The sequence below is a fragment of the Corynebacterium sp. HMSC076C10 genome (genome assembly GCF_001812455.1).
Taxonomy (GTDB): domain Bacteria; phylum Actinomycetota; class Actinomycetes; order Mycobacteriales; family Mycobacteriaceae; genus Corynebacterium; species Corynebacterium jeikeium_D.
The window spans coordinates 69,315-95,350 of record NZ_KV809111.1 but is presented as its reverse complement, the minus strand read 5'-3'; the positions used below and the strand labels follow the sequence as shown (position 1 = coordinate 95,350).

Annotated in this window: 27 protein-coding genes; 22 read left to right on the top strand and 5 right to left on the bottom strand. The window is 56.2% G+C overall.

The window, feature by feature from the left end:
• Positions 1 to 216: 216 nt before the first annotated feature.
• Together HMPREF2857_RS05225 and HMPREF2857_RS05220 are read left to right on the top strand one after the other, a co-directional pair.
• A complete protein-coding gene (locus tag HMPREF2857_RS05225; RefSeq protein WP_049173023.1) occupies positions 217 to 789 on the top strand; it encodes a DUF6230 family protein in 573 nt (190 codons plus the stop codon).
• A gap of 88 nt (positions 790 to 877) precedes the next feature.
• Positions 878 to 1,975, top strand: a complete 1,098-nt coding sequence (locus tag HMPREF2857_RS05220) for a DUF6114 domain-containing protein (protein WP_053087330.1) — start codon at positions 878 to 880, stop codon at positions 1,973 to 1,975.
• Between the two features lie 7 nt (positions 1,976 to 1,982).
• Here the strand turns inward: HMPREF2857_RS05220 and HMPREF2857_RS11100 are convergent, their stop codons facing one another.
• From HMPREF2857_RS11100 to HMPREF2857_RS05200, 4 genes are all read right to left on the bottom strand, one after another.
• Complete coding sequence (locus HMPREF2857_RS11100) at positions 1,983 to 2,696, bottom strand: TetR/AcrR family transcriptional regulator (protein ID WP_141752731.1); 714 nt, start codon at positions 2,694 to 2,696, stop codon at positions 1,983 to 1,985.
• Positions 2,697 to 2,745: 49 nt separating this feature from the next.
• Entirely contained in the window at positions 2,746 to 3,837 is a 1,092-nt protein-coding gene (locus HMPREF2857_RS05210) for an NAD(P)/FAD-dependent oxidoreductase (RefSeq protein WP_049173020.1), read from the bottom strand.
• Positions 3,834 to 4,010, bottom strand: coding sequence for a rubredoxin (locus tag HMPREF2857_RS05205; RefSeq protein WP_049173018.1), 177 nt, complete (start codon positions 4,008 to 4,010; stop codon positions 3,834 to 3,836). Before HMPREF2857_RS05205 ends, HMPREF2857_RS05210 begins: the two co-directional genes overlap by 4 nt.
• 93 nt (positions 4,011 to 4,103) lie before the next feature.
• Positions 4,104 to 5,321 (bottom strand): alkane 1-monooxygenase, encoded by a 1,218-nt coding sequence (locus HMPREF2857_RS05200; RefSeq protein ID WP_049173049.1) that lies wholly within the window; start codon positions 5,319 to 5,321, stop codon positions 4,104 to 4,106.
• Between the two features lie 354 nt (positions 5,322 to 5,675).
• Between HMPREF2857_RS05200 and HMPREF2857_RS05195 the strand changes: the two genes are divergently transcribed.
• The 13 genes from HMPREF2857_RS05195 to HMPREF2857_RS05135 all read left to right on the top strand — a co-directional run bounded on the left by HMPREF2857_RS05195 (position 5,676) and on the right by HMPREF2857_RS05135 (position 17,998).
• Positions 5,676 to 6,245: a copper resistance CopC family protein gene (locus tag HMPREF2857_RS05195; protein ID WP_049173016.1), complete on the top strand. Its 570-nt coding sequence runs from the start codon at positions 5,676 to 5,678 to the stop codon at positions 6,243 to 6,245.
• Between the two features lie 4 nt (positions 6,246 to 6,249).
• Entirely contained in the window at positions 6,250 to 6,858 is a 609-nt protein-coding gene (locus tag HMPREF2857_RS05190; RefSeq protein WP_070643013.1) for a copper chaperone PCu(A)C, read from the top strand.
• A gap of 287 nt (positions 6,859 to 7,145) precedes the next feature.
• Positions 7,146 to 8,372 (top strand): Dyp-type peroxidase, encoded by a 1,227-nt coding sequence (locus HMPREF2857_RS05185; protein ID WP_070643011.1) that lies wholly within the window; start codon positions 7,146 to 7,148, stop codon positions 8,370 to 8,372.
• Between the two features lie 159 nt (positions 8,373 to 8,531).
• Positions 8,532 to 10,526, top strand: a complete 1,995-nt coding sequence (gene thrS, locus HMPREF2857_RS05180) for a threonine--tRNA ligase (RefSeq protein WP_222865026.1) — start codon at positions 8,532 to 8,534, stop codon at positions 10,524 to 10,526.
• Between the two features lie 150 nt (positions 10,527 to 10,676).
• A complete protein-coding gene (locus HMPREF2857_RS05175; protein WP_069358712.1) occupies positions 10,677 to 11,312 on the top strand; it encodes an ATP adenylyltransferase in 636 nt (211 codons plus the stop codon).
• On the top strand, positions 11,306 to 12,007 hold the full coding sequence (pgsA, locus tag HMPREF2857_RS05170) for a phosphatidylinositol phosphate synthase (RefSeq protein ID WP_070643009.1): 702 nt from the start codon (positions 11,306 to 11,308) through the stop codon (positions 12,005 to 12,007). Before HMPREF2857_RS05175 ends, pgsA begins: the two co-directional genes overlap by 7 nt.
• Before the next feature lie 11 nt (positions 12,008 to 12,018).
• Complete coding sequence (locus HMPREF2857_RS05165) at positions 12,019 to 12,921, top strand: phosphatidylinositol mannoside acyltransferase (RefSeq protein ID WP_070643008.1); 903 nt, start codon at positions 12,019 to 12,021, stop codon at positions 12,919 to 12,921.
• Positions 12,922 to 12,923: 2 nt separating this feature from the next.
• The gene (locus tag HMPREF2857_RS05160) at positions 12,924 to 14,066 is read left to right on the top strand and encodes a glycosyltransferase family 4 protein (protein ID WP_070643006.1); all 1,143 of its coding nucleotides are present in this window, start codon (positions 12,924 to 12,926) and stop codon (positions 14,064 to 14,066) included.
• 53 nt (positions 14,067 to 14,119) lie between these two features.
• Positions 14,120 to 14,623 (top strand): hypothetical protein, encoded by a 504-nt coding sequence (locus tag HMPREF2857_RS05155; protein ID WP_016422677.1) that lies wholly within the window; start codon positions 14,120 to 14,122, stop codon positions 14,621 to 14,623.
• 139 nt (positions 14,624 to 14,762) lie between these two features.
• Positions 14,763 to 15,665 (top strand): pyridoxal 5'-phosphate synthase lyase subunit PdxS, encoded by a 903-nt coding sequence (pdxS, locus tag HMPREF2857_RS05150; protein WP_005511452.1) that lies wholly within the window; start codon positions 14,763 to 14,765, stop codon positions 15,663 to 15,665.
• Positions 15,666 to 15,667: 2 nt separating this feature from the next.
• On the top strand, positions 15,668 to 16,546 hold the full coding sequence (locus tag HMPREF2857_RS05145; protein ID WP_016422678.1) for an acyl-CoA thioesterase: 879 nt from the start codon (positions 15,668 to 15,670) through the stop codon (positions 16,544 to 16,546).
• Entirely contained in the window at positions 16,546 to 17,166 is a 621-nt protein-coding gene (gene pdxT / locus HMPREF2857_RS05140; RefSeq protein WP_070643004.1) for a pyridoxal 5'-phosphate synthase glutaminase subunit PdxT, read from the top strand. The genes HMPREF2857_RS05145 and pdxT overlap by 1 nt, the downstream gene beginning before the upstream one ends.
• A gap of 79 nt (positions 17,167 to 17,245) precedes the next feature.
• A complete protein-coding gene (locus HMPREF2857_RS05135; protein WP_070643002.1) occupies positions 17,246 to 17,998 on the top strand; it encodes a YebC/PmpR family DNA-binding transcriptional regulator in 753 nt (250 codons plus the stop codon).
• Between the two features lie 379 nt (positions 17,999 to 18,377).
• Here HMPREF2857_RS05135 and HMPREF2857_RS05130 read toward each other — a convergent pair whose 3' ends face one another.
• The gene (locus HMPREF2857_RS05130) at positions 18,378 to 18,842 is read right to left on the bottom strand and encodes a DUF3817 domain-containing protein (RefSeq protein WP_049190796.1); all 465 of its coding nucleotides are present in this window, start codon (positions 18,840 to 18,842) and stop codon (positions 18,378 to 18,380) included.
• A gap of 115 nt (positions 18,843 to 18,957) precedes the next feature.
• Here HMPREF2857_RS05130 and ruvC point away from each other — a divergent pair, with 115 nt between their 5' ends.
• The 7 genes from ruvC to HMPREF2857_RS05095 all read left to right on the top strand — a co-directional run bounded on the left by ruvC (position 18,958) and on the right by HMPREF2857_RS05095 (position 26,036).
• On the top strand, positions 18,958 to 19,515 hold the full coding sequence (gene ruvC / locus HMPREF2857_RS05125) for a crossover junction endodeoxyribonuclease RuvC (protein ID WP_070643000.1): 558 nt from the start codon (positions 18,958 to 18,960) through the stop codon (positions 19,513 to 19,515).
• 82 nt (positions 19,516 to 19,597) lie between these two features.
• A complete protein-coding gene (gene ruvA, locus HMPREF2857_RS05120; protein ID WP_070438350.1) occupies positions 19,598 to 20,218 on the top strand; it encodes a Holliday junction branch migration protein RuvA in 621 nt (206 codons plus the stop codon).
• A 66-nt stretch (positions 20,219 to 20,284) separates the two neighbouring features.
• Positions 20,285 to 21,397, top strand: coding sequence for a Holliday junction branch migration DNA helicase RuvB (gene ruvB, locus HMPREF2857_RS05115; RefSeq protein WP_070438353.1), 1,113 nt, complete (start codon positions 20,285 to 20,287; stop codon positions 21,395 to 21,397).
• A 66-nt stretch (positions 21,398 to 21,463) separates the two neighbouring features.
• Positions 21,464 to 21,928 (top strand): preprotein translocase subunit YajC, encoded by a 465-nt coding sequence (gene yajC, locus HMPREF2857_RS05110; RefSeq protein WP_070642999.1) that lies wholly within the window; start codon positions 21,464 to 21,466, stop codon positions 21,926 to 21,928.
• A 311-nt stretch (positions 21,929 to 22,239) separates the two neighbouring features.
• A complete protein-coding gene (gene secD, locus HMPREF2857_RS05105; protein WP_070642997.1) occupies positions 22,240 to 24,165 on the top strand; it encodes a protein translocase subunit SecD in 1,926 nt (641 codons plus the stop codon).
• 6 nt (positions 24,166 to 24,171) lie between these two features.
• Positions 24,172 to 25,389: a protein translocase subunit SecF gene (gene secF / locus HMPREF2857_RS05100; RefSeq protein WP_070642995.1), complete on the top strand. Its 1,218-nt coding sequence runs from the start codon at positions 24,172 to 24,174 to the stop codon at positions 25,387 to 25,389.
• A gap of 110 nt (positions 25,390 to 25,499) precedes the next feature.
• Positions 25,500 to 26,036 carry an adenine phosphoribosyltransferase gene (locus HMPREF2857_RS05095; RefSeq protein WP_070642994.1) on the top strand — a complete coding sequence of 179 codons (537 nt, stop codon included), beginning with the start codon at positions 25,500 to 25,502 and terminating at the stop codon, positions 26,034 to 26,036.

The window sequence follows — 26,036 nt, the reverse complement described above, 5'->3', positions numbered from 1 at the left end:
ATTTCTCAGTCCAACTAATGGGGAGCAGTTCATTTTTGGGAGCTCTTTTTTGTTACTTCGAACTGCGATGTGTCGCAGGTGCTCGCTGAATTCCATGGAAGCTGAGACATGAAGTCTCATAGCGACTACCGTTTTCCTACAAAACGTTTGTGTGTAAACAAACCTATGGTTTTCAAATATAGGTTTGTGCTGGAGCGGTAGGAGGGTGCCGTAAACATGGGTTACGTGAAGAAGGCCAGGTTTGCTGGGATTTTGAGTGTCGGCCTCTTTGTTGCTGGTGGTACAGGCGTCGCCATGGCTCAAAATGGACTGTCCGCTAACCTTGCTCTGTCTGGCACCGTGATGACACTGACCGTGGACGAATTGGTAGGAGACTCCTCAAGCCTTTTCGTTGGCGCTGAGAAGGCAGGGGAGTCGGAAAAAGGTGTGTCCAAGCTGCGCTTTGGTAAGGCATCCGGCACCGATGTGTGCCTTTCTGCACCAATAAAGAACATACCTGGCGTAGGTGAAGCCACATTCAAATTGCTTGTTCCCGGGAAGAGCTTGTCTGCGGATAATCTACTCGTAGGTGCAAAGGATATTAATGGGGCCATAACCATGAGCCATCCGCAGATCGGCATTGATGCAAGCCAAGCTGACAGTAGAGCCGGTCGGGGGACTTGGGGGTTGGTAGCTACGCAGATGATCGTTCGCAATCAGCGCTTGCAAGTCACTTCGTTAGCTGCAGACTCGCTTACCATTTCGGGAGCCAAGGTCACTGTGGAATCGGGTGAAGGTCATGGATGCTAAATCATCCGCTGGGCCACAGAATAAGGCGTCGTTAAGCGTTCGGTTTAACAATTGGCGCAGAATGAGACCCTTCGGAGCAGGGCTATGCATGATTATCAGTGGGCTGGTTATGCTAACTCCTGCGTATCTGACCATTGATGTGCAGGGCATCCTCATAAGTATTTCCACACTCTCGGGTGTGTCGACACTTTTGATCGGGCTATTGCTCATCGCTGCCGGCGTTTTAACCTGGACGGGCGGAAGCTCCAGGATTCTGACGGGCACCACTGCTCTTGTACTGTCCATTGTCGCTCTTCCGACATCGAATTTTGGTGGATTTGTACTCGGCACAGTTCTGGGGCTGATTGGGGGAGCTTTAGCTCTGTCATGGTACCCGGATTATGAGATGGAAACTGGCGACGAGGGGGACCAGAAAGACGTAGAAACTCCTAGTAGGCCGAAGGGGAAGCAGTTTCTCGTAAGCACTATTTTGGCTGTGGGAGGCGTTCTTATGGGCATGTTAGCTCCAGCTCCGCACGCTTCTGCAGCTCCTGGCTTCGCGCCACTACCGATTCCCGGGATTGCCAACTTTAATCAGCTGCCAACTCTGCCTGAAATACAGCTGCCTCCAGGGAACTCGATTACAGATTCGCCATTACCAAGCGGTGTCTCGAATTCTCTAGTCGACGAAGCGGATGGAATTTCCCTGCGGGAAGCTCCGACGCCACAACCCGGTGAACTAGGGCTTTCGGATACCCTCGAGATGATTACAGCCGATTCTGTTCGACTTATCGGAAACGTTCACTTTTCGCTTGTCGACCTGACTATGCCGGCAGGTGATAGCGTGCAGGCAATTAGATTGGACGCGAATCGAGTGGAATTGAATAATCTGGGGTTGAGCATCCCCGGCGGCGGTGTGCAATTAGCGACGGGTCCCGGGAGCGCCTCAATCTTGGATGGCAACTTCCATATCATTGTGCGGAAAATGACTGTAAGTCCTGAGGTGGCTGGATTGAAAGGCCCGTCCATTTCCCTCGATTACCAGAGTCTCCAGGACAAAGATGTGCGTTCGGTTATGAGTGAGGCTCTTGGGCTACCCGACTGGGCTACTAGTCAATTAGTGCTACATGACGTGATCTTAGAGACATACGTTGTTCGTTCCGACGCGCTCGAGCTACCGTCGACAACCCAGATTTCAAACTCGTAATCACAATCTAGCCGGCTTGTGCCATACGCCGGTCAGATTGCAGCACTCGCTTGAGCTCGGTGATGAAGACATCGTCGGATGTAGCTTCGTATTCGCACACCACTGCCTCAAGTAGTCCCGCAAGCCGTTTCGTGATGAGGTCTGCCGATTCCGTAGTTTTCTTGTCGTTGGCTCGCTGTTGTAGCCAATCACGTACCTCGTACTCGGCAGCTGCTATCCATGCTCTAAGGGCCCGACGACCCAACGGAGTTTCTTCGATGGGATAGATACGCCGAGAGATTTCGGCAGCCACGGCATCGCGCATCCCCTCTGCAATTGAGCCCTGGCCCTGATTGTCCAATAGCAAAATGACATCAGAGCGAAACATATCAGCGATGCGCAGAAACTCCCTGATGCCAGCGATCAGCTCCAGCCACTGATTGTCGAATCCGAAACCTGAAAACATTCGAGTTTGGAATGCTGTAGCAATCCGACCAATAATGCAGGCGCGGAGATCCTCGAGCCCTCGAAATATTCGATAGAAGGTCGCGCGGGAAACTCCGGCTTTTCCAATCACGTCGTCAACTGTGAAATCCGTCGGTTGGCCGGAGACATAAAAATCAGCAGCGGCGTCGAGAATTTCTTCGCGTCGCTGCTGCGCTGATAAACGACGGCGTGGAGGACTACCACCGCCGTCGTCTTCCTGAAATGAATTAATAGAGTCTCGTCTGCGCTTACCCATCACAGAGCCAAGGATAACGGCGCGTGTGAGAAATGGTCCGTAATTCCCGCTACTTGTCGTTCCAATGCTTGCCAACGGTAGCTAGAGTGCCTCGAGGATTTGGCTTTTCTCCAATAGAGACAGCGCCGATGACAATGCCATCCCGAACCACCGCTGATTCGAATGTCCCGGATAGTGGTGAGGTGGCCACGTGTTCTACGCCGGAGGATACGTCTCCGACGGTGGTGACGCGGAGACCTGCTTGCATGCTCCAGCGGCGGGAAACAGGGAGCTCGAAGGAGGGGGAATTCTTCATTTCTCCAGCATCCACGAGGATGCCCGTAGCACTACGTATGCCCGACGCGCGGGCAGATGCTAGATCCTCGTCCCGACGATGGTCATTGCCGATACGTAAAGTAGTGCAGTCGCCTGCCGCATATATCCCAGGTCTGGATGTACGGCCGAGAGCATCGACGACGATTCCATCCATTACTTCGATACCGAGGCTGTTCGCCAATTCGGTATTAGGAGTAATGCCGATGGATACTACGACGGTATCGGTGCTAGCCAATGCGGCGGAGGTTCCCAAAGCAAAGTGAGTGCCACGGCTTTCGTGGATGTGGCGGAGCCACTTTGCGGCTTGACCGGGTAAGAATCGTTGCATTACCTCTGGTGCTATATCGTGGACTACTACCTCGTGGCCGAGGGTCGTCAATGCGCTAGCCGTCTCCATGCCGAGTACCCCTGCGCCGAGGACGTGGACTGTGCGCGCGCCACCGGAAAGATGCTCTCGTAGACGTTGCGAATCTCTATATGTGCGAAGCACGAATCCATTCTCGAACGCTGGGAGTGACTTAGGCGTGCCGCCGGTTGCGAGGACTGTAGGTCCTTCTATGTGCTGGCCATCATTGAAACGAATGAGCCTGCCGTCCTTGACTTTGATCGTCTCACCTTGGTGTAAGGTAACTGACTCAGGTAGTGCGCCTAGCGCAAAATCAACAGGTGTGGCCTCACTGGTCAGAAACGCCTTAGAAACCTGTACTCGGTTGTAAGGGGTCTGTGGCTCTTGGCCATAGAGGTCAACTGACCACCCAGCTCGTCCGAGTTGGCGAGCTGCTGCCCAACCAGCAGGGCCCGCCCCAATTACGTTTGCGTGATTCAAGGGGAAACCTCAACCATTTCGAAGTCAGACTTCGAAGCCCCACAGTCGGGACAGGACCAGTCGTCAGGAATATCCTCCCAGCGAGTGCCAGGAGCAATTCCTTCCTCTGGCCAGCCTTCAGCTTCGTTGTAGATGAAGCCGCACTGGAGACATTCGTAGGTTTTGTATGGCATTGTGAACCTTTCGGATAGCGAAGTGGACTGGGGGAGAGATAGCGGGCAAATTCGCGCGGTACAAACGCTTAGTGTGGCCGCTGAACCTCCCTGTTATGCCTGGTGTCGTGCGGCAATAGCCTTCTCTAACTTTGGTAGTTTGGACGGCATGACGTTGATTCGTTCGACATCTCCTTCCGAAAGGTCAATTACACGGTTGTCCATGATCGCTCGCCACAGCGGTGGAAGCATTGCGACCGCGATCATGGCGGCATAACCCGAGGGAAGATTGCCCGCCTCGTCGAATGAGCGAAGGATCTGGTACCTACGAGTCGGATTAGCATGGTGGTCCGAATGGCGCTGCAGATGGTACAAGAAAACATTTGTCACGATGTGATCAGCGTTCCATGAATGGCGAGGTTGGCACCGTTCGTAGCGACCATTCGGTAGCTTCTTTCGGCGTAGGCCGTAATGCTCGATGTAATTGACCGTCTCCAGGTAAAGAATGCCAATGAGCGCCTGCATAATCAGGTACGGGGTAATTTGCACTCCGAATACTGCGATAAGTGTTCCGAACAAAACGATTGTGATGGCCCAGGCATTGAGAACGTCATTATCTGGGTTCCAGAAGCTGCGCTTTTGCCTTTCAGCGCGCTTTTTCTCAAGTGCGATGGAGTGAAGAAGGCTGCCCCAGCCACTTCGGAGCACGAAGGTGTAAACGGTTTCGCCCCAACGTGCTGACGCGGGATCTTCTGGGGTCGCGACGCGAACGTGGTGCCCACGGTTGTGCTCTACATAGAAGTGACCGTAAGCCGCGGGTGCCAGGGTAATTTTCGACAACCAGCGCTCGAGCTTGTCTTTCTTGTGTCCAAGCTCATGGGCTGTATTGATGCCAATGCCCGAAGCGACTCCGGCGGTGAGTGCCAATCCTATGCAGTCCCACACGGAAAGGTCTCCGCGGCCCCATAGATACGCTGCCGCAATGAGAGAGCCATATTGTAGAGGGACGTAAGCGTAGAGCACCCACTGGTAGTACTTGTCCGCCTCAAGTCGAGCCATGATTTCGTCAGGTGGATTGGAGCCATCGTTGCCGACAAAGTAGTCAAATAGCGGAATGATGATGAACACCACAATAGGGCCGCCCCACCAAACCCAGTCAGCGCCAAGCCCGGTGAACCAGATACTGAGAATCGAGTGGATGCCCCATGCAATAAGTACCGCTGCAGCAGGAATCAACCCCAGAAACCAAAGATAGCGTTTCGGGTCTTTCCATGAGTATGGACTTACCTGGGAATTGAGCTGGGGGTCGGCTGCCACTCGGCGCAACCCCATGGCCTCAGTTCGCGACCGTCGGCGGGACGCATCGATGTGTGAAGTCAATGTTCTGCTCCTGTCTATGTGGAGACACCGCGCAGGCAAAGTGAACCAACCACGGCGATAGAGGGCTATGAGACGCAATGTCTCATAAGGGGATTTTCTATGACAGGGGTCAAATTGTCAATAGGTTTTGACAACAAAAGTGGAAAATCATGGCCTCACCGGGAACTTTCATCCTCGATGCTACGACTAGTAATTGAACCACTTCGATGCTTCATCCCTCCCTATGGGTTTTATTGGCGTAAGCTTAGGAGTGGTTTGTAATGAACTGGATTCTGACCATGAGATAAATGGGGAGCGGTAGATTCTGTGAATTCTTCACGCAGTCGTTGGGGAAGGTCGAGCGCTGTTAAATCGAGTGTCGCCACGCTTGCCGTATCTGTAGCTATCTCGATTTTTGCCGCTTCACCTGCGGTAGCTCACGACGCGGTGATGTCATCAACGCCAGGCGACAAGCAGGTTCTCGATGAATTTCCGCACCACGTTTCTCTCAAGTTCTCTGGTAACCCCAAGAACAATTTCAACACCGTTGCAATTAGTGATGCGGATGCCAAGAAAGTCCTGTACTCTCATGAGCCAGAAGTAGTGGGTAACGAGGTCTCTTTGGATATCCCTGAGGATATTAATCCAGGCCCTGGTAACTACATCATTGGTTTCCAGATCACGTCCTCGGATGGCCACTCCACTCGGGGTAAGACCACTTTCTCAGTGGCTGATCCGGATGCGGTAGACGCAACTGAAGTTGGTGCAGAATCTCGTCAGACCGGTGCGCACGCCGAGGAAACGAAGTCAATACCACTATGGGCTTATGGCCTCGGTGGTGGACTCATCGTCATCATCGCCGCTGTCGTCACCGTTATTAATCGAAAGGCAAAATAGACACATGAAGCTCAATCGCACTGCAACTGCACTGATCGCTGGTTCCGCAGCTCTGACCCTTGCTCTGGCAGGTTGCTCGTCCGACGATAACACTGCTGCTGAGGTGACTGAGTCCGCAACCTCCGCTGCGACCGCGGCTACTTCTGAGATGGAGAAGAGCGATGCTGCTGTGCAGCTGGCCGATGCCTACATCAAGGAAAAGCCGGCTGACAAGGGCATGACCGCCATCTTCGGTACGCTGACCAACAACACCGATAGGGACATCAAGGTTTCCTCCTTCAAGCTTGAGGGGCTGAAGGAAGGCACGAAGTTCGAGCAGCACGACACCAAGGACGGCAAGATGTTCGAGGTGCCGGAAGGTTTGACGATTCCGGCTAATGGCGAACTCGTTCTCGAACCGGGTAGCACTCACTTCATGATTATGGACAATGATGAAGCTATGGATGTGGGAGCTGAATACAAGCTCGTCATTGAGCTTTCCGACGGCTCTAGCATTACCCAGGACGTTGAGGTTCGCGTCCAGCCAGCAGGTGAAGAGGACTACGGTAATGACGGTGACCTGAACAACCCAGAGCACATGGGCGGCGGTGAGATGGATCACTCGGGTCACTAATTCTTGTGACGAGTTGGTCAAGTAATCGCTCGTCGTAAAGCGGGCGTGAGCTCAGGTACGTCGAGGAATTGACTAACTGGAATCTAATGGTGGCAGAAGCGCTGGGGTTGGCAGGTTATTGCAGCATATGCAACGAACTCCGGCGCTTTTCTTTTTCCGAAAAAGGTTTTCGATACGGTCGAATTGGATAGGCCAGTGGTTGCGCTGAAGCTATTAAAAAATTGGCGAATCCCCAGCCACCTCATGTGCTCCAGTTCGAAGTAATCAGAAAGGTAAGAGTGCACAAAATGTCCGAAGGCTTTTCCAGAAGGCGTTTTCTTGGCGGGCTCGGCACCGCCGCAGGAGCCTCAGCGCTCGCCCTGGGGGCGCCGGAAGCCCAGGCGATTGGGTTGGAACGTCCACAGGAAGAGCCGCCGAAACCGCCTTTGCAGACAGCAACCGTACCTTTTGATGGCGCTCACCAGGCGGGGATTGCGACGCCCGCACAGGCGAATCTATGGCTAATAGCCTTCAACGTGAAGAAGGGGGTAGATCGCAATCGCCTTCAAAACCTCATGCGTGCCTGGACGGATGATGCCCGCCGAATGACAGCCGGCAAGGCTACTCGAACGGATTTGGAACCCGAGCTCATGGGGAGTCCGGCCAATCTGACTATCACAGTTGGATATGGGGAAAACTTCTTCACAATCATCGATAGGGAAGACCAGAAGCCGGAGTGGCTGGGGGATCTGCCAAAATACGTTAACGATGAGCTTCGCCCGGAGTGGAACGGCGGAGACCTGTGCCTGCAGATTTGTGCGGACGACCCGGTAATGGTCTCTCATGCGGCACGAATGATGATCCGAAATGCGGGTTCCTATTTGGATGTCCACTGGGTGCAAGCTGGTTTCCAGCACGCCAATGGTTCTACGCAGGAAGGCGAGACCCCGCGCAATCTCTTCGGTCAGAAGGACGGTACGGTCAACCCGCGCACTCGTGAAGAATTCGACAAGCAGGTGTGGATTGATAGTGGTCCGGATTGGTTGCGGGGCGGTACAGCGATGGTTGTCCGCCGTATCGAAATGGATATTCCAGGCTGGGATGTGTTGGACCGCGAAAGCCGCACTGTTATTACCGGCCGAGATATCGGCACCGGCGCGCCAATTGGAGGTAAGGACGAGTTTGAGACCGTCGACCTGGCGAAGACTGATGAATATGGTCTGCCTCTGACGGATCCGAACAGCCATGTTGCGCTGTCAATGCCTCCGAAAGAGAAACCTAATCAGCGGATTCTGCGACGGGTCTACAACTATGACCTGCCACCGGAACCGAATGGTCGATTCGAGACCAACACCGGCCTGGTATTCATTTGTTTCCAGAAGGACCCGTTGGAGCAGTTCAATCCGATTCAAGAGCGGCTGTCCAAGAACGACCGTCTCAATCAGTGGATTTTCCACATTGGATCCGCCGTGTTTGTTATGCCACGAGGAACTTCTGAGGAGGAGTACTGGGCCCAGGACCTTTTCGGGGCCTGAGTTTTGACCGTGCGGTAAAGTGTGTGAACGACTGACGAAGGTCACCAGGTATGTGATTTTCGAAGACACTTTGAAAAGGAGTACACGCACGCCGTGTCAGAAGAATTTGCAACCCCAGCACCGTTTTCCGTGCCCGCAGGAGTTTCTGCGGGCGAGGCGATGAGAGACCTGGGTTTCCCGAACAAGGGCGTTGACGCCATCGTTTGTGTCCGCGACCCTGAAGGCAATTTGAAGGATCTGTCCTTTAAGCCAGAAGTGGAAACCGTCTTCGAGCCCGTTCCGGCGAATACTCCGGACGGTCGCGATGTCATCCGCCACTCTGCGACTCACGTGATGGCTCAGGCCGTGCAGTTGGAGTTCCCTGGGACGAAGCTGGGCATTGGCCCTGCCATCGACAATGGTTTCTACTACGACTTCCGTGTCGATGAGCCTTTCTCGCCGGAGGATCTCAAGCGCATCGAAAAGCGTATGAAGAAGATCATCAAGTCTGGTCAGCGATTCGAGCGCTTCGCGTTCGAGTCTGCCGATCAGGCGCAGGAAGCGCTTGCCGACGAGCCGTATAAGCTCGAGCTGATTGTTGAAAAGTCGGCCGGCAAGGTGTCCGAAGATGATGAGGCCAATGTCGACGTCGGTGGTGCAGGTACGACCTTGACCGGCTACCGCAACGTCAATCCGCGTACTGGCGAGACCGAGTGGTTTGATCTTTGCCGCGGCCCGCACGTGCCGACCACCCGCTACATCCCTGCTTTTAAGATCACGCGTTCTTCCGCTGCGTACTGGCGGGGTGACCAATCTCGAGATAACCTGCAGCGTGTTTACGGCACTGCGTGGGAGTCCAAGGAAGCGTTAGACGAGTACCTCGACCGCATGCTCGAGGCTGAGAAGCGCGATCACCGCCGTTTGGGCTCCGAGCTGGATTTGTTCAGCTTCCCGGATGAGATTGGTTCTGGTTTCCCGGTATTCCATGTCAAGGGTGGCATCATCCGCAACGAGATGGAGCAGCACTCCCGTCGCCGTCATATCGAAGCGGGCTATGACTTTGTGAACACGCCGCACGTAACTAAGGGTGACTTGTTCAAGAAGTCTGGTCACCTGGACTTCTACGCGGATGGCATGTTCCCGCCGATGCAGCTCGACGGCGAATATGACGAACACGGCAACTGCACCAAGGCTCCGCAGGACTACTACGTCAAGCCGATGAACTGCCCGATGCACAACCTCATTTTCGCATCGCGTGGTCGCAGCTACCGTGAACTTCCGATTCGTATGTTCGAGTTCGGCACCGTCTACCGCTACGAGAAATCAGGCGTTATCCACGGTCTTACCCGAGCCCGTGGCTTTACGCAGGACGATGCCCACATCTACTGCACCGAGGATCAGCTGGAAGAAGAGCTCACTAATGTCCTCGACTTCATCATTTCGCTTCTGCGTGACTACGGCCTGGATGACTTCTACCTGGAGCTGTCTACGAAGGACGAAAAGAAGTTCGTCGGCTCGGATGAAATTTGGGAGAAGTCCACAGCTATTCTCCAGCGCGTTGCCGATGCTTCTGGCCTCGAGCTCGTTCCTGATCCGGGCGGAGCCGCTTTCTATGGTCCGAAGATTTCCGTCCAAGCCCGCGATGCCATCGGCCGTACTTGGCAGATGTCGACGGTACAGCTCGACTTCAACCTGCCGGAGCGCTTCGAGCTCGAGTACACCGCACCTGACGGAACCAAGAAGCGCCCGATTATGATTCACCGTGCGCTTTTCGGCTCCATCGAACGTTTCTTTGGCGTCCTATTGGAGCACTACGCAGGTGCTTTCCCGGCTTGGCTGGCTCCGGAACAGGTTGTTGGTATTCCGGTTGCGGATGACTGTATCCCACACCTGGAGGACTTTGCTGCACAGCTGAAGTCTCGTGGCATCCGCGTCCACGTGGATACGTCCGATGACCGCATGCAGAAGAAGATTCGCAACCACACCCAGGCCAAGGTTCCGTTCATGATTCTGGCTGGTGCCCGCGACATTGAGGCAGGTGCCGTCAGCTTCCGGTTCCTCGATGGCACCCAGATTAACGGGGTGGCAGTTGAGAAGGCTGTGGACATCATCTGTGATTGGGTTGCTTCGCGGAATAACGAACAGCCGAACAAGGAGAATGTCTCTGCTCTCTAGAGGTCGTTAACGCTCTCTAATTCGACCGCGTTGTTTTAACTGGTGAACCACGCGTGGTAATCCAAAGAAGTTAACCGCGAGGTCGTAAACTACAGCAGAGAAATATATGTGGTCGGGGCTCGAATGGGTCCCGGCCACGCAACGAAGGGGATGGCAGTGAATCAGTCGGGAAGTGAAGAGTTGCCTCCGCAGCAGCAGGGCAATGCCGGCCAGCAGAAATCGTCTGATGGCGTATACGTCGACAGCGGTTACGGCGAACCGGATCGGCTCACGCGCTTATGGGCACCGTACCGGCTGGATTACATCGTCAAGCGTGGTGTGCATAACTCCAAGCCATCCCGTAACCCCTTCGTTGATTTGCCGAAGCAAAGCGATGAGGAAGCACTCATTATCGCTCGCGGCGAGTGGGTGTACGCCGTTTTGAATCTGTTCCCGTACAACCCAGGGCACCTCATGGTGGTTCCATATCGCGAAGTCGCCAACCTTGAGGACTTGACCGACGAAGAAACAGCCGAGATGATGCGATTTGCCAAGCATGCGGTTCGTACTCTCAAATCGGTTTCGCGTCCGCACGCCGTCAATGTAGGTTTCAACTTGGGCAAGGCCTCCGGCGGTTCGGTCGCCGATCACCTGCATATGCACGTCGTACCGCGCTGGTCGGGTGACAGCAATTTTATGACCGTAATCGATGGCACCAAAGTGTTACCGCAGGCTCTTCGTCAGACTCGCGAGTTGCTTGCCGACGGCTGGCGTGCCCTTAATCAAGAGGATGGGGCAGCATGCTGAGTGTCCGTGGCAGGGCTCCAATCCGCCCAGTAGTTGAACCGATTGCCGCTGCACTTTTGCGGGTCGGCATTAGCCCGAACACGGTCACCCTGGTGGGAACGGTAGTTTCCGTTCTGCTTGCGGTAATCCTGATTCCTACCAACCATCTTTTCGCAGCTGCGGTGTCAATCGCTATTTTCACTGCTTTTGATCTGCTCGATGGCACGATGGCCAGACTTCGAGGGCAGGGAACGAAATACGGAGCGACGCTGGATGCTTCCTGTGACCGCATTACGGATGCTGCACTGTTCGGGGCGATAGCGTATTGGGTGGTGTATCACCATGACGCGGATTCAGTGCTGCTTATTCTGACACTGATCACTATGGGATCTTCCCAGGTCATTTCCTACGTTAAGGCTCGGGCAGAAGCTAGCGGCCTCAAGGTCAACGGCGGTCTCGTCGAACGTGCGGAGCGCCTGATTATCGGTCTAATTGGCATCGGGCTCCAGGGGCTTGGCGTGGACTATGCCCTCTACGTAGCGATGTGGCTCCTGGCGATTGGGTCGGTATTCACCGTGGTCCAGCGCTTGTACATGGTGGCTAAGCAGCCAGGAGCGTTGGATCCCATCGCCCCGCCAGAAGGCGCAGCTGATAGTTCATCTACCAACCCTGACTCTGCTACGAAGTCCACGGGTTCGGCTGATTCCAACAACTAAAGGAGGATACGATGACTAGTTTCTTCCTGCCTCGCTCGAAAGATGATTTCGTTGCGCTCGGCTATATGGCCGGGTGGAAGATTTTTGGTCTGCTGCCGGAACGCGTGGCCTACCTTATCGGCAACATTGCCGCCGATCGTGTAGCAGCAAATCCCGCGACTACCCGCCAGCTTCGCAAGAACCTGGCTCGCGTTATGGGCTGTCCGCCTGAGGAAGTGCCGCAAGGTCTTATTCGGGCTTCCATGCGTTCCTATCTACGCTATTGGGTGGAGGCATTCCGGTTGCCCTCCATCGCGTCGCCAGAGTTGGCAGACACGGTCGAATCCACCAGCGATGGGCTCGAACGAGTTGCTGAGGCCCTCGAGGCCGGAGATTCCATCGTCATCCCACTGCCGCATTCTGGTAACTGGGATATGGCAGGTATGTGGCTCGTTTCCCGCCATGGTCGGTTCAGTACCGTGGCGGAACGGCTGAAGCCAGAGGTACTTTACGACGCTTTCGTGGAGTACCGCGAATCCCTCGGATTCCACATTCTCCCGCTTACCGGTGGCAAACCCGCGATGCCGGAACTGCAGAAGCGATTGGAAGAAGGTGGCGTTGTGTGCCTGCTGTCTGATCGTGACTTCGGCGGCCACGGGGTCCCGGTCACTTTTTTCGGCGAGCAGACGACAATGCCGGTCGGTGCAGCAAAGCTGGCACAGGACACGGGCGCTCGGCTTATGCCCGCGGGCCTGTCCTACACGCGCGATGGTTGGCGTTTTGTAGCGCATCCATTTGTGCCGACCGAAGGGCGCGAGCTGGCCGACATCGTCCAGGACATCGCTACAGTTTTTGAATCTGATATTGCTCAACATCCAGCGGATTGGCACATGATGCAGCCACTGTGGCCGGCGGATAAGAAGAGGTCAAAGTAGCCGTGCGAATCGGAATGGTGTGCCCGTACTCGTTCGATGTCCCAGGAGGGGTTCAAGCTCACGCGATTGACTTGTGTGAGGAGTTTATCCGTCGCGGCCACGAGGTTAGTCTTATCGGCCCGGCTAGCGCGCAGGCGGACGTGCCGGATTTCGTTGTTCGAGGTGGTGCCGCCATCCCGATTCCGTATAACGGCTCGGTCGCTCGGCTGTCTTTTGGTCCCCGCACGAGCCGTCGAGTCCGCACATGGATGGAGGAGGGTAGCTTTGACATTCTTCATATCCATGAGCCGAATTCGCCAAGTTTTTCAATGCTGTCGTTAGTAAACTCGGTCGGGCCAATTGTCGCGACCTATCACTCTGCGGCGACGGACTCCCTGGCATTGAAGCTGGCCACGCCATTTTTGCGGAAGTACCTTGAACGCATTCGGGGAGGCATCGCTGTCTCGGAAGTGGCTCGTCGCTGGCAGGTTGAGCAACTCGGCGGCGACCCGGTTCTCATTCCCAATGGTGTCCGTGTTGGAGATTTTGAGTCCTGCCCGGCCGCCTCATCGTTGCCTGAGATCCCGCCACGGCGTGAGGGGGTCTATCGGCTCGTGTTTCTCGGACGCTTCGACGAATCTCGTAAGGGCTTTGACGTGTTGCTCGACGCGCTGCCGGCAATACGTGCAGAGATTCCACAGCTTGAGGTCTGTGTTGTTGGTGATGGTGATGTCGCGGCAGCTCGTCGTAAAGCGGGCAGAAACGCAGATGTCCTGCATTTCGTCGGCAGACTGTCGGAGGATGCTAAGGCGTCAATACTCGCCGATGCGGATGCGTACATTGCCCCGCAGCGTGGTGGGGAGAGTTTCGGCATCGTGCTGGTAGAGGCGATGGCGGCGGGTGCGCCGGTGATCTCCAGCGACATCGATGCGTTCAAACTCGTGCTTGACGACGGCCATTACGGGCTTCACTTTGAAAACGGTAACTCCGCAGACCTTGCGGATGCAGTCGTACGGCTTTTGACGCAGCCCGAGTTGGGGGAGGAGCTACGTGCACTAGGTCATAAACGGGCTTGGGAATATGACTGGTCGCAGGTCGCCGACGGCGTTCTGCGTGTGTACGATACGGTGCGCATGGATGGCGAAAAAGTCGTCATTGCGCCATAGAGATTTCCGTCGTGGCAGCTGATTAAACGCAGCGGAGTGAAAGTGGGTTTTCGGTGGACGTAACCGTTCCAATCTGGGTCGTTGTCCTAGTCATTGCGCTGATTGTCGTACTCGTTAGCGGTTTGGTGGCTTCATCGACAGCGACGCGTTTGAACCGTATGCACATTCGCACGGACTTGGCGCGTTCTTCACTGGAAGCGGCGTTGGGGCGAAGGGCCGCAGTTGCTCGTGCCGCCTACCCGGAACTCGCCGGCGTAGTGACGAAGGTGGAAGCCACACCACTAAGAGCCAACAACACTGGGCAGCGCGCAGACGTGGAGAACGAACTGACTAGGAAAATTGTGGCGCTCTATGAGGAACAGCCAGTGGATCGAACGATGGCAATTGAGCTTTCTGACGCCCACACGCGGCTCGAGCTCGCCCGCCGTTTCTACAATGATGCGGTGACGGATACGAAAGCACTCCGAGCCAGGCCGCTAGTGCGCGCGCTGCGGCTGGCGGGTACTGCACCTGAACCGGAATATTTCGATGTTGCAGATGGACTGACAACGGCTTAATTGTGGGAAAACCCGATGTTGTGCTGGAAGTTTGTCGTGTTTTCTGACTCAATGAACAGCACTGTCTAGTTCAGGCGTTATAGTGTTAAACGACTACAAACAGTCACATTCACCAGTTTTATTAGGGAAGTAGGGTTCGTTGAGCACGGTTGAGAACAACTCCGGGCAGGGCACCGCACGCGTCAAGCGCGGTTTCGCTGAGATGATGAAGGGCGGCGTCATTATGGACGTCGTTACTCCGGAGCAGGCCAAGATCGCTGAGGATGCCGGCGCAACTGCCGTGATGGCGCTGGAGCGCGTCCCCGCCGATATTCGCGCAGAGGGTGGCGTGTCACGTATGTCTGACCCGGACATGATTGAGGGCATTATCAATGCCGTCTCCATTCCGGTTATGGCCAAGGCCCGTATCGGCCACTTTGTTGAGGCACAGGTTCTGCAGTCCCTCGGTGTTGACTTCATTGACGAGTCCGAGGTTCTGACCCCGGCCGACTACTCGAACCACATCGACAAGTTCGACTTCACCGTGCCGTTCGTCTGTGGTGCGACCAACCTGGGTGAAGCTCTGCGCCGCATCAACGAGGGCGCTGCCATGATTCGCTCGAAGGGCGAGGCCGGTACCGGTGATGTCTCCAACGCTGTGACTCACATGCGCACCATCCGCGCTGAGATTAACCGTCTGCGTTCTATGGCTCCGGACGAGCTCTACGTTGCCGCCAAGGAGCTGCAGGCACCGTACGAGCTGGTACGCGAGGTCGCTGAGACCGGTAAGTTGCCAGTCGTGCTGTTCACCGCAGGTGGCATTGCAACTCCGGCTGACGCTGCAATGATGATGCAGCTCGGTGCCGAGGGCGTCTTTGTTGGTTCCGGTATCTTCAAGTCCGGTGATCCGGAGAAGCGCGCCAAGGCTATCGTCCAGGCAACCCAGCACTACGATGATCCGAAGGTCATCGCCGATGTCTCCCGCGGTCTCGGCGAGGCAATGGTCGGCATCAACGTCGACGAGATTCCGCAGCCGCACCGACTCGCTGAGCGTGGCTGGTAAAAATGGCTAACATCCGCGAGGTATTAGATTTGGAGCAGATTGACCGGGACATTTTCCGTGGCCCAGTCATTAAGTCAATCCTGCAGCGCACTTTCGGTGGCCAAGTTGCCGGACAGTCCCTCGTCGCGGCGACGCGCACGGTGGGTAATACCTTCGCGGTGAACTCCCTCCACGCCTACTTTGTAGGCCCGGGCCGCCCCCATATCCCGACGGTGTACATGGTCAAGCGTATTCGCGATGGACGGTCTTTCTGCCACCGCTCCGTCGAAGCTGTGCAAGATGGCCGTACGATTTTCGTAATGCAGGTCAGCTTCCACCGTAAGGGGGATGAGGGACTCGAGCACTCTGACGTGATGCGCAAGGTGCCAGATCCTGAAGATGTGGTCACCGACACCTCTGAGATGACGAACACACGTCGTCTACTAATGCGCGAGTGGGCGGACTGGGATATCCGGGTAGTGCCGGATGATCAGTTCGAACACAACAAGTACACCCCGTCCCAGCAGCTGGTATGGTTCCGGTGCAAGGATCGCCTGCCGGATAACGAGACCTTCCACGTCTGCACGCTAGCGTACATGTCGGATATGACTTTGCTGTCATCGGCACTCGTTCCGCATCCAGGCGTTGAGGTCCAGGAAGCCAGCCTCGACCACGCGATGTGGTTTATGCGTCCGTTCCGTGCGGATGAATGGCTGCTCTACGACCAGATTTCGCCATCGGCGCACGCGGGTCGCGCACTGACTCACGGTCGCATCTTTAACCAAAAGGGCGAGCTCGTGGCCGTCGTCACGCAGGAAGGGCTGACCCGAAGCCTGGCCCCGGGTGTCGAGCCCGTGCCAGTGGCGACGAACTTCGATGCTCGCAGTGAGAACCTAGATTAATGACACAGGAAACAATCGGTATCCTCGCTCTTCAGGGCAACGTTGCCGAACACGGATATGTTCTTGACCAGCTCGGCGTCCCGCACCGAAAGGTGCGTTTGCCGCGCGACTTGGAAGGGCTTAGCGGCCTAATTTTGCCCGGCGGCGAGTCCACAACCATGAGCAAGCTGATGGTCTTCAATGAGCTTGAAGACCCGCTGCGGGAAGCCCTGCGCGATGGCCTTCCGGCATACGGCACCTGCGCCGGCATGATTTTGCTTGCCGACGAAGTGCTCGATACCCGTCCGGATGCCGTTAGCCTGGGAGCGATTGACATCACCGTCCGTCGTAACGCATTTGGCCGGCAAGTGGATTCCTTCGAAACTGACTTGGATATTCCGCAGCTAGCGATCAGCGGTGACCAGCCGCCTGTACACGCCGCCTTTATTCGCGCACCGTGGGTCGAGCGTGTCGGTGATGATGTTGAGGTGCTAGCGCGGGTGCCAGAATCGGCTGGAGAGACCGCAGGTACAGTGGTCGGAGTACAGCAGGGGGCTGCGATGGCCACCAGCTTTCACCCGGAGTCGACGGGGGAGACGCGGCTCCACGAGTTCTTTTTGCGAGAGCTTGTCGGCATTTAAATCCCCGGTTTGTATAATGAACACCTGACGAATTCCCATCTACATGGGTATTGACGAGAGGAATGGTAGGAACTAGCACATGGCGGGTCATTCAAAATGGGCAACCACAAAGCACAAGAAGGCTGCTAATGACGCCAAGCGCGCCAAAGAGTGGGCAAAGATGATCAAGAACATCGAGGTCGCGGCTCGTACCGGCGGCGGTGATCCTGCTGGTAACCCCACCCTCGATGACATGATTAAGAAGGCCAAGAAGGCCTCGGTTCCCAACGACAACATTGAGCGTGCCCGCAAGCGTGGTTCCGGCGAGGAGTCCGGCGGTGCTGACTGGGAGACGATTGTCTACGAAGGTTACGCACCTGGTGGTGTCGCTTTGATTGTGGAGTGCCTGACTGATAACCGTAACCGTGCTGCTTCCGATGTGCGCTCGGCGTTCAACAAGAACAACGGCAACATGGCAGACAACGGCGCCGTGGCTTACCTGTTCGAAAAGAAGGGTGTCGTCGAGCTGCCGAAGGGCGAGCTGACCGAGGATGACCTGCTTATGGCGGTTCTCGATGCTGGTGCAGAGGAGGTCAACGACCTGGGCGAAAAGTTCGAGGTTGTCTCCGCCTTTACCGATCTGATGAATGTCCGCACCGCTCTTGTCGATGCCGAAATGGAGTACGACTCCGCAGATCAGGACTACCGCGCTTCTACCACGGTGGCTCTCGATGCTGACGGTGCACGCAAGCTCTTCCGTCTGATTGACGCTCTCGAAGAGTCCGACGACGTGCAGAACGTCTACTCGAACGCCGACATCAGTGACGAGGTTCTCGCCGAACTCGACGACTAGGAGTTTGCTTGGCGACGGTTCCGCTGAGTGGCTTCCCTGCGTTAAAGGGGTGCCCGCGCAGGGTAGTCCGCAGCGCTGAATTGCGCGGTGAGCTGGTGTGAATGGAAGATCCCCATCGGAGAGTCGTCCGATGGGGATTTTTTTGGGGAAAAACTACGGGCTGCGCGTGTGAATACGGGCTGCACATGTGAAACTGTGCGAGTTTATGTCACTTTCAGGCGATTTTTCAGGTCATTTTCGTCATAAACGCAGTCAGTAACTCGCATTGGGGTAAGTAGCGAAGGGTGCCCGCCCGCCGACGCACCGGTCGATACGCCAGACGGACACACTTTTGCCAATAAACCCGATTTTGGTTTCTGAAAGTTTTAGTAGAACCGTTTTAAGAGAACCACTGAGTCGGAGGTCCCGCCATCAGCAACAGTGTGAAGACCACGGCGAGAACAATCAGGATGACGAATGCCGAGATAAACGGGCGTCGAATAATCATCGCGAGTGCCCACTCGAAAATGCCCTGTGGCTCCTCGGATTCGTCGGTAAAGCGCCAGGGCCGATCCAAGAGGCCTGCCTTCAGTGTGTTTCGTTCAAACGGATAGGTTGCGAATGGAATGATAGAAGAGGCGAGGCCGATGACACCGCGGCCAAAGCTCCACTGCTGGTTGATCCACACCATGATGGTGGTGACTACGTAGCACAGGAACGTAAAACCGTGGATGCCGCCGAAGATGGTGGTGGCGATGTCAGTGACTTTGAACAGGTACTTCAGTGCCAGCCCCAAGAGCAGCAGAGCCCACGTGACCATTTCAGCTGCAGCGAGAACGCCGTAGAGCTTCTTCGGTGAATTCATGGTGTTAAACCTATCAGAACCAACGGTTGGTACCCCGTGTAGCTACGATACAAACAGCTGTTCGAAATGTGGTATTAGTGGAGAGGTGAATTATCGAGCTGGATCTCTGCGGGTGATGGGTATCGACCCTGGCCTTACTCGTTGTGGTCTCTCCATTGCGGAAGGTGCTCAGGGCAGGAAAGTCATTCCCATTGCGGTGGGGGTCGCCCGCACACCAACCACGGCATCGTTGGAAGATCGTCTTCTACGGCTTTCCAATGCCGTGGAGCAGTGGATGGATGAGTACGAGCCGGACGTGGTTGCGATGGAACGGGTATTCGAGCGCGGCAACGTGTCCACCGTAATGCAGACTGCGCACGCGGTTGGTGTCCTTGTCCTCGCTGCGGCGAGACGCGGTTTGGAAGTGCATATGTACACGCCGTCGGAGGTAAAGAAGGCGCTTACCGGCAACGGTCGGGCTGATAAGAAGCAGATGACCATGATGGTGACGAGAATCCTCGGGTTGGAAACTCCGCCAAAACCTGCGGACGCAGCGGATGCGTTGGCCATCGCTATCTGCCACTGTTGGCGTGGTCCGGTTCTGCAACGCCAGCGCGACACCTTGGCTGCGCTTGCTAAGCAACACGAGGAGCGGGAGTTGGATCTTTCTCGCCGTGAGAATCCCTCGCGGTAGGGGAGCCTGCTAGAGCACACTTGTGAGTTCGGCGTTTATCGCGGTGTCTTTAGGGAAGCCGTAGTGAAAGGAATTGTGAGAAGTGATTGCATCTCTACGCGGTGAGGTTATCGATCTCGGTGCGGACTATTGCGTTATCGAGTGCGGTGGTGTCGGGCATTTGGTCACCATTACGGGCAGGTTAGCTTCTCAGTTGGTGAGGCATGAGCAAACTTTTATGTTGACCACAATGGCGGTTCGTGAAGATGCGATAACGCTTTTTGGTTTCGCCAACTCGCAGGAACGTGAGATGTTTGCGCTCTTGCGCACTGTCTCGACAGTGGGGCCAAAGGTAGCGATGTCTGTTCTTTCGGTACTGTCGCCGGCCGAGATTGCCAATGCGGTTGCCTCAAAGAATGCCAAGGCCCTGCAGGCGGCTAACGGCGTCGGCAAGCGATTGGCGGAGCGCCTGTTGGTTGAGTTGAAGGATAAGGTCGAGGTTTTCGCGGATAGGGCGGTATCCCAGCCGGAGGAAGCTGCAAGCGGAGCAGCGCCTGGCATTGTTTTGAAGGCAGATTTGGATCAGGTCGTTGGTGCTTTGGTCGGGCTTGGGTTCCCGGAAGCTGAGGCGAATGAGGCAGCGGAGACCGTTGTTCGGATTGATCCGACCTTGGATACATCAATGGCGCTGAAGGCGGCGTTAAAGACATTGGGCGAGAAGTAAATCCACGTCGAGGACCTGCAGCTACATTGATGATGAAAATTGGTAGTGCACTAGGATGAGGGGACTATGAGCGATATCGAGCGCACGGAGTTTAACGTGTCGGGCAATCCCTTCAGGGACTCTTTAGGTGGAGCAGCCAACGACCATTTTGGCGGTGGGGGAAATGGTGCACAACGTGATGTCGATGCCCGCGCTCAGGTCGAGGAAGTCGATGCGGAATCGAACCTGCGACCAAAGTCGTTAGGGGAGTTTATCGGCCAACCCAAGGTCCGCGAGCAGCTGGATTTGGTGCTCTCCGGGGCACGGGGACGAAATGTGACTCCGGACCACATTCTGCTGTCGGGACCTCCCGGCCTGGGTAAGACCACCATGGCCATGATTATTGCGCAGGAGATGGGGTCCTCCCTGCGAATGACGTCCGGTCCGGCGCTTATTCGCGCTGGCGATTTGGCAGCAATGCTGTCGAACCTGCTCGAGGGCGATGTACTATTCATTGACGAGATCCACCGCATTGCCAGGCCCGTGGAGGAAATGCTCTACATGGCAATGGAAGATTTCCGTATTGATGTCATCGTGGGAAAGGGGCCTGGAGCTACGTCAATTCCACTCGAGATTCCACCTTTTACGCTGGTAGGCGCAACGACGCGCTCGGGTATGCTGACTGGCCCACTGCGTGACCGTTTCGGTTTTACTGCGCAGATGGAGTTCTACGAGGTCGAGGATCTGACAAAGGTGGTTACCCGTGCCGCTGGGATCCTCGGGGTGGATATCAGCCCTGAGGCTGCAGTGGAGATTGCCTCGCGTTCGCGAGGTACGCCGCGAATTGCCAACCGTCTACTGCGTCGCGTTCGCGATTTCGCAGATGTTCACTCCGGTGGCGTTATTGATCTTGGTGCGGCCAAGGCGGCGTTGATTGTCTTCGATGTCGATGAGCTTGGGCTGGACCGCTTGGACCGCGCAGTGCTGACTGCCCTGGTCAAGGGGCACGGTGGCGGCCCGGTGGGCGTGAATTCCCTGGCGTTGGCAGTCGGTGAGGAGCCCTCGACTGTGGAAGAAGTGTGCGAGCCCTACCTGGTCCGTGCCGGGATGATTGCGCGTACATCGCGCGGACGCGTGGCAACTGCCCGAGCATGGCGGCACTTGGGGTTGCAGCCGCCGGAGGGAACTATCGGAGAATAGCTTTCTCATCGACCCGGCCGGGGCAGTGTGGAATTGCTAGCTGGCAATTCGTTAAACTCGGCAGACATGGATCAAACTATTCTCCTCCTACTTATTTTCTTGTTCCTGGCGCTGCCAATTTGGCAGATTATCAAGCAGAACAAGCAGGTGCGCACCATTCGGGACATGCAGGATAAGTTGGCCCCGGGCGCAGAGGTCATCACCGGTTCCGGTATGCATGGTGTGGTCGTTGATACGACCGAAACGACCGTCGACCTCATCATTGCTGACGGCATCGTGACCCGTTGGGAAAAGGGCGCCATTGCCCGCAACCTCACCACCGGTACCGGAGCTAGCTACGCTCACCGTGACCGACGTGGCCGTGTTTCCGATGCGCCAGATGACCACGTCGGCGACGTCCAAGAAATCACCGGCCACGGTCCGGCTGACAATGCAGCTTCGGACGCCAATGAGCAGGTTGAGAACCCAAATACTTCGAGTACCCCGGATAACCCGGGTACAGACGGTTCCGCTTCCACCGAAAAGCAGTAGCAGTTTTTTGCACGCCCACACTCCGCCGGTTTGCATGCATCCAAGCTGTCGCGTGCGCCGTGAGGCTAGCGGGCGCGTCCCAGGTTTCGCCGTCGGCAAGCGTGGGCAAGATTTTCACTAAATAGGTACAAGTCAAAACCGGCGCACTACGCTAAATCGGTTATTCTCTAGCGGTTGGTGTTTATAGCTTTGCTTAGCGACGCCCGCAATGCCTCTTCCTGGTATCGCGCGATTTCGCGGTGCGGTTATAGACCTGCGTTTCTACCCGAAGCGCTTAAGTACCTAAACGTCACGATTCAGGAGACTTTGCTTTGAACAGCAAATCCAGATCCGGTGCGAATACATTCAAGAGGAACTGGCCGCAGTGGCTGTTGGCACTGTTTGTTGGCTTCCTCATCCTTACGTACGCACTCGTCTTTTTCACCGGCGGCGGATCAGCCAAGCCAAAGTTGGGCATCGACTTGCAGGGTGGTACCCGAGTAACCTTGGTGCCGCAGGGCGAAAAGCCGACGCGCGATCAGCTGGACCAGGCTCGCAAGATTCTGGAGAACCGCGTAAACGGCATGGGCGTCAGCGGCGCTCAAGTTGTCACCGACGGTGACACGCTGGTCATTACCGTGCCGGGTGAAGACTCACAGGAGGCGCGTACGCTCGGCCAGACTTCGCAGCTCTTCTTCCGTCCGGTAGAACAGCCCACCCAGGGCCCTGATGAAGCTGCCTTTGGCGAGGTAGTTAAGAAGACTGCTGAAGATTGGGTGTCAGTCGGTGTCCTCTCGAAGGAGGACGCCACCAAGCGTGTTGATGACCTCTACAAGGACATGAACGAAACGCAGAAGCGTGCAATTGATGCCTTCAAGGAACAGAACCCAGATCAGCCGGTTCCCGAGGAGCTGTCCAAGTCGCTGGGCGAGGCCCCGAAGTTGGACGCAACAGCTCCGGCAAAGCCGGCGAACTCAATTGAAGCGGCCGAGCTGCGTACGAAGGTTCGTGACGTGCTGTTGGCGACTCGCCAGTCCGAAGACCCAACGACACAGTTTGCAGCCGCTGCGCTGATGACCTGCGATAACCGCGATGCAGTTGATCCGCTACAGGGTGCCGATGACCCGGCCAAGCCGCTGGTGACCTGTGCGCCCGAAGGCGGTAAAGCCATCTTCCTGGGCAAGGCTCCGCTGTTGATTGGGCAGGAGGACGAGGCCAAGGGCCAGCGTCTGTCCGGCGACGCTATTGATACCAATGCGCCGATTAACGGTGGTTACGATCAGCAGTCTGGTCAGATTCAAGTCTCCTTTAGCTTCAAGTCCGGGAAGAATGACACCGGCGCTCGCACATGGACCAAGTTGACCAATGACTACTTGCAGCGGCAGGTCGCTATCGTGTTGGACTCGAAGGTCATTTCCGCCCCGGTGATTCGGGAGGCAACCCCAGTTGGTTCTGCCACCCGCATCACGGGCGACTTCTCAATCGACGAGGCACAGGGGCTGGCCAATAACCTGCGTTATGGTGCACTGCCGCTGTCGTTCGCAGGTGAGGACGGCGAGCCGGGCGGCACCACCACGACTATCCCGGCCATGCTTGGTTCGGCTTCCTTGGAAGCCGGTCTGCTTGCCGGCATTATCGGTATCGCCCTGATTGTCGTATACGCGATTGCTCTCTACCGCGGCCTGGGCGTGATTTCGCTGGTCTCGCTGGCAGCAGCTGGAGCGATGGTCTACGGCGTCCTTGTCCTTCTTGGTCGTTGGATTGGCTACTCGCTCGATCTCGCTGGCATCGCCGGCATCATCATCTCTATCGGCGTAACGGCTGACTCCTTCATCGTCTTCTTCGAACGCATTAAGGACGAAATCCGCGCGGGTAGAACTTTCCGCTCCGCGGTTCCGCACGCTTGGCGACGAGCACGGCGCACCATCCTATCGGGTAACTTTGTGTCCATCATTGCGGCTGTGGTTCTTTACATCCTGGCCGTTGGCGATGTCCGCGGTTTCGCGTTCACACTTGGTCTCTCCACAGCATTCGACATTGTGACGGCTTTCCTCGTGACTGCGCCGTTGGTCATCCTGGCTACTCGTAAGTGGCCAGCTTTGTCCAAGCCGTCGATGAACGGCTTCGGCTCGGTCATGGAGATTGCACAGAGGAATAAGACTGTAGCTGCCGGTAAGAAGGCCGGAGCCTCCGATGCCTCCGCCAGTACGGCCGCCGACACCGGTGCAGCTCACTCCAGCGCGAATGAGGGGAAGTAGGAATCCATGAATACTACTCAGACGAATCCGGCGCTAATCACTGAGCCAGAAAGCGTGAAAGACGACTCCTTCTTCCGCCGCCTCTACACCGGCGAGGGTGGAATCAACATCGTCGGCAAGCGGAAGCGCTGGTACCAGATTGCCGTCGCCATCATCGTTGTTGCTTTCGCAGCGATGCTGATTCGCGGGTTCAGCTTCGGTATCGACTTCGAGGGCGGTACCAAGATGACTATGCCGCCGGCCTCAGTGACAACTGAGCAGGCCGAGGAGGTTTTCACTGAGGCGACCGGCGTGAAGCCGGAGCTGGTGCAAATTATCGGTTCTGGTGAGGGCCGAATCCTGGAGATCACCTCTGAGAAGCTGACTCAGGACCAGATTAATAGTGCTCGTATCGCGTTGAATGATGCATTCAAGCCCGTCGATGTGCAGGGGCAGCAGACCCCGGATGCCATTGGTGACTCGACCGTGTCGGAGTCGTGGGGCTCTTCGATTACCAACCGAATGCTGCTGGCTGCAGTGGTGTTCCTGGGTCTGGTGTTCATCTACATCACCATTCACTTCGAGCGCGACATGGCCATTGCCGCAATTCTCGCCCTGGTTGTGGATGCAATCGTGATTATGGGCATCTACGCGCTCATTGGTCTTGACGTCACCCCGGCAACCATTATCGGCTTGCTGACAGTGCTGTCGTTCTCCCTGTACGACACCGTCGTGGTTTTCGACAAGGTCGACGAGAACACGGCAGGCTATCGTTCATCGACCCGTAGAAGTTACGCCGAGTTGGTGAACCTGGCGGTCAACCAAACCATCATGCGTTCTATCAACACCACGGTGTCGACGCTCCTGCCAATCCTGGCACTGATGGTCATCGCCGTGGGCATGCTAGGGGTCGGAACGCTGAAGGACCTTGCACTCGTTCAGCTCATCGGCATTATTCAAGGTACGTTCTCTTCGATCTTCCTGGCTTCGTCGCTGTTGGTGTCTCTTAAGTCGCGGCAGCGTGAATACCGCAAGCATGAAGAGGCGGTACTGTCTGCCCGCGCAAAGGCATCTGAGGGAGCCGGTTCGGGCACCGATTCCGCCACCACTGATGTTGCGGAGGACTCGGCCTCGAAGGAGCCGTCGGCAAGCGAGATGGAGCAGTCGACGCCGAAACGAACGGTGACGACTCCGAAGCTTGAGGGCGATGAAGACAAGCCGCTGTCCTGGCGTCCGGGGCAGTAGGAGGTAGCGCCTCCCAGTGGTTCGGGTGAAACTACTTTAAAAGCGCATTGTGCGGGTATCGTTGACAGGTACCCGCACTTTTTCTTTTCGCCGAAAAGGAGCTTAAACCTGTGTCGTATGCACACGCGCGAGAGGCATTGGCCGACCAGATTCGCTTCGTGCCCGATTTTCCAGTTGAGGGCGTGCTCTTCGAGGACCTAACGCCGGCGCTTGCCGACGCCACGACGTTCGCCCTGCTTGTGGACGAGATTTCCGCCAAGGTGGAAGAGTTCGGGGCTGATGTTATAGGCAGCCTCGATGCGCGTGGATTCCTGCTGGGTTCTGCGGTGGCGTACAAGCTCGGACTGGGAGTGCTCGCTATTCGTAAGAAGGGTAAGCTCCCACCACCTGTGCTGACGGAGACCTATGAACTGGAATATGGTACGGCCGCGCTTGAGATTCCGGCTAGTGGGTTTGAGCTGAAGGGCAAGAAGGCCGTACTTGTCGACGATGTGTTGGCAACTGGTGGCACCCTGTGTGCAGCTCGCGCTCTGCTGGAGACAGCTGGTGTCGAGGTGACCGGGCTGTGCACCGTGCTGGAGGTTGAAGGCCTGGGCGCTCGGGAGAAGCTTGCTGATCTGCCTCTGTACGTGGTTAATAAGGGGTGA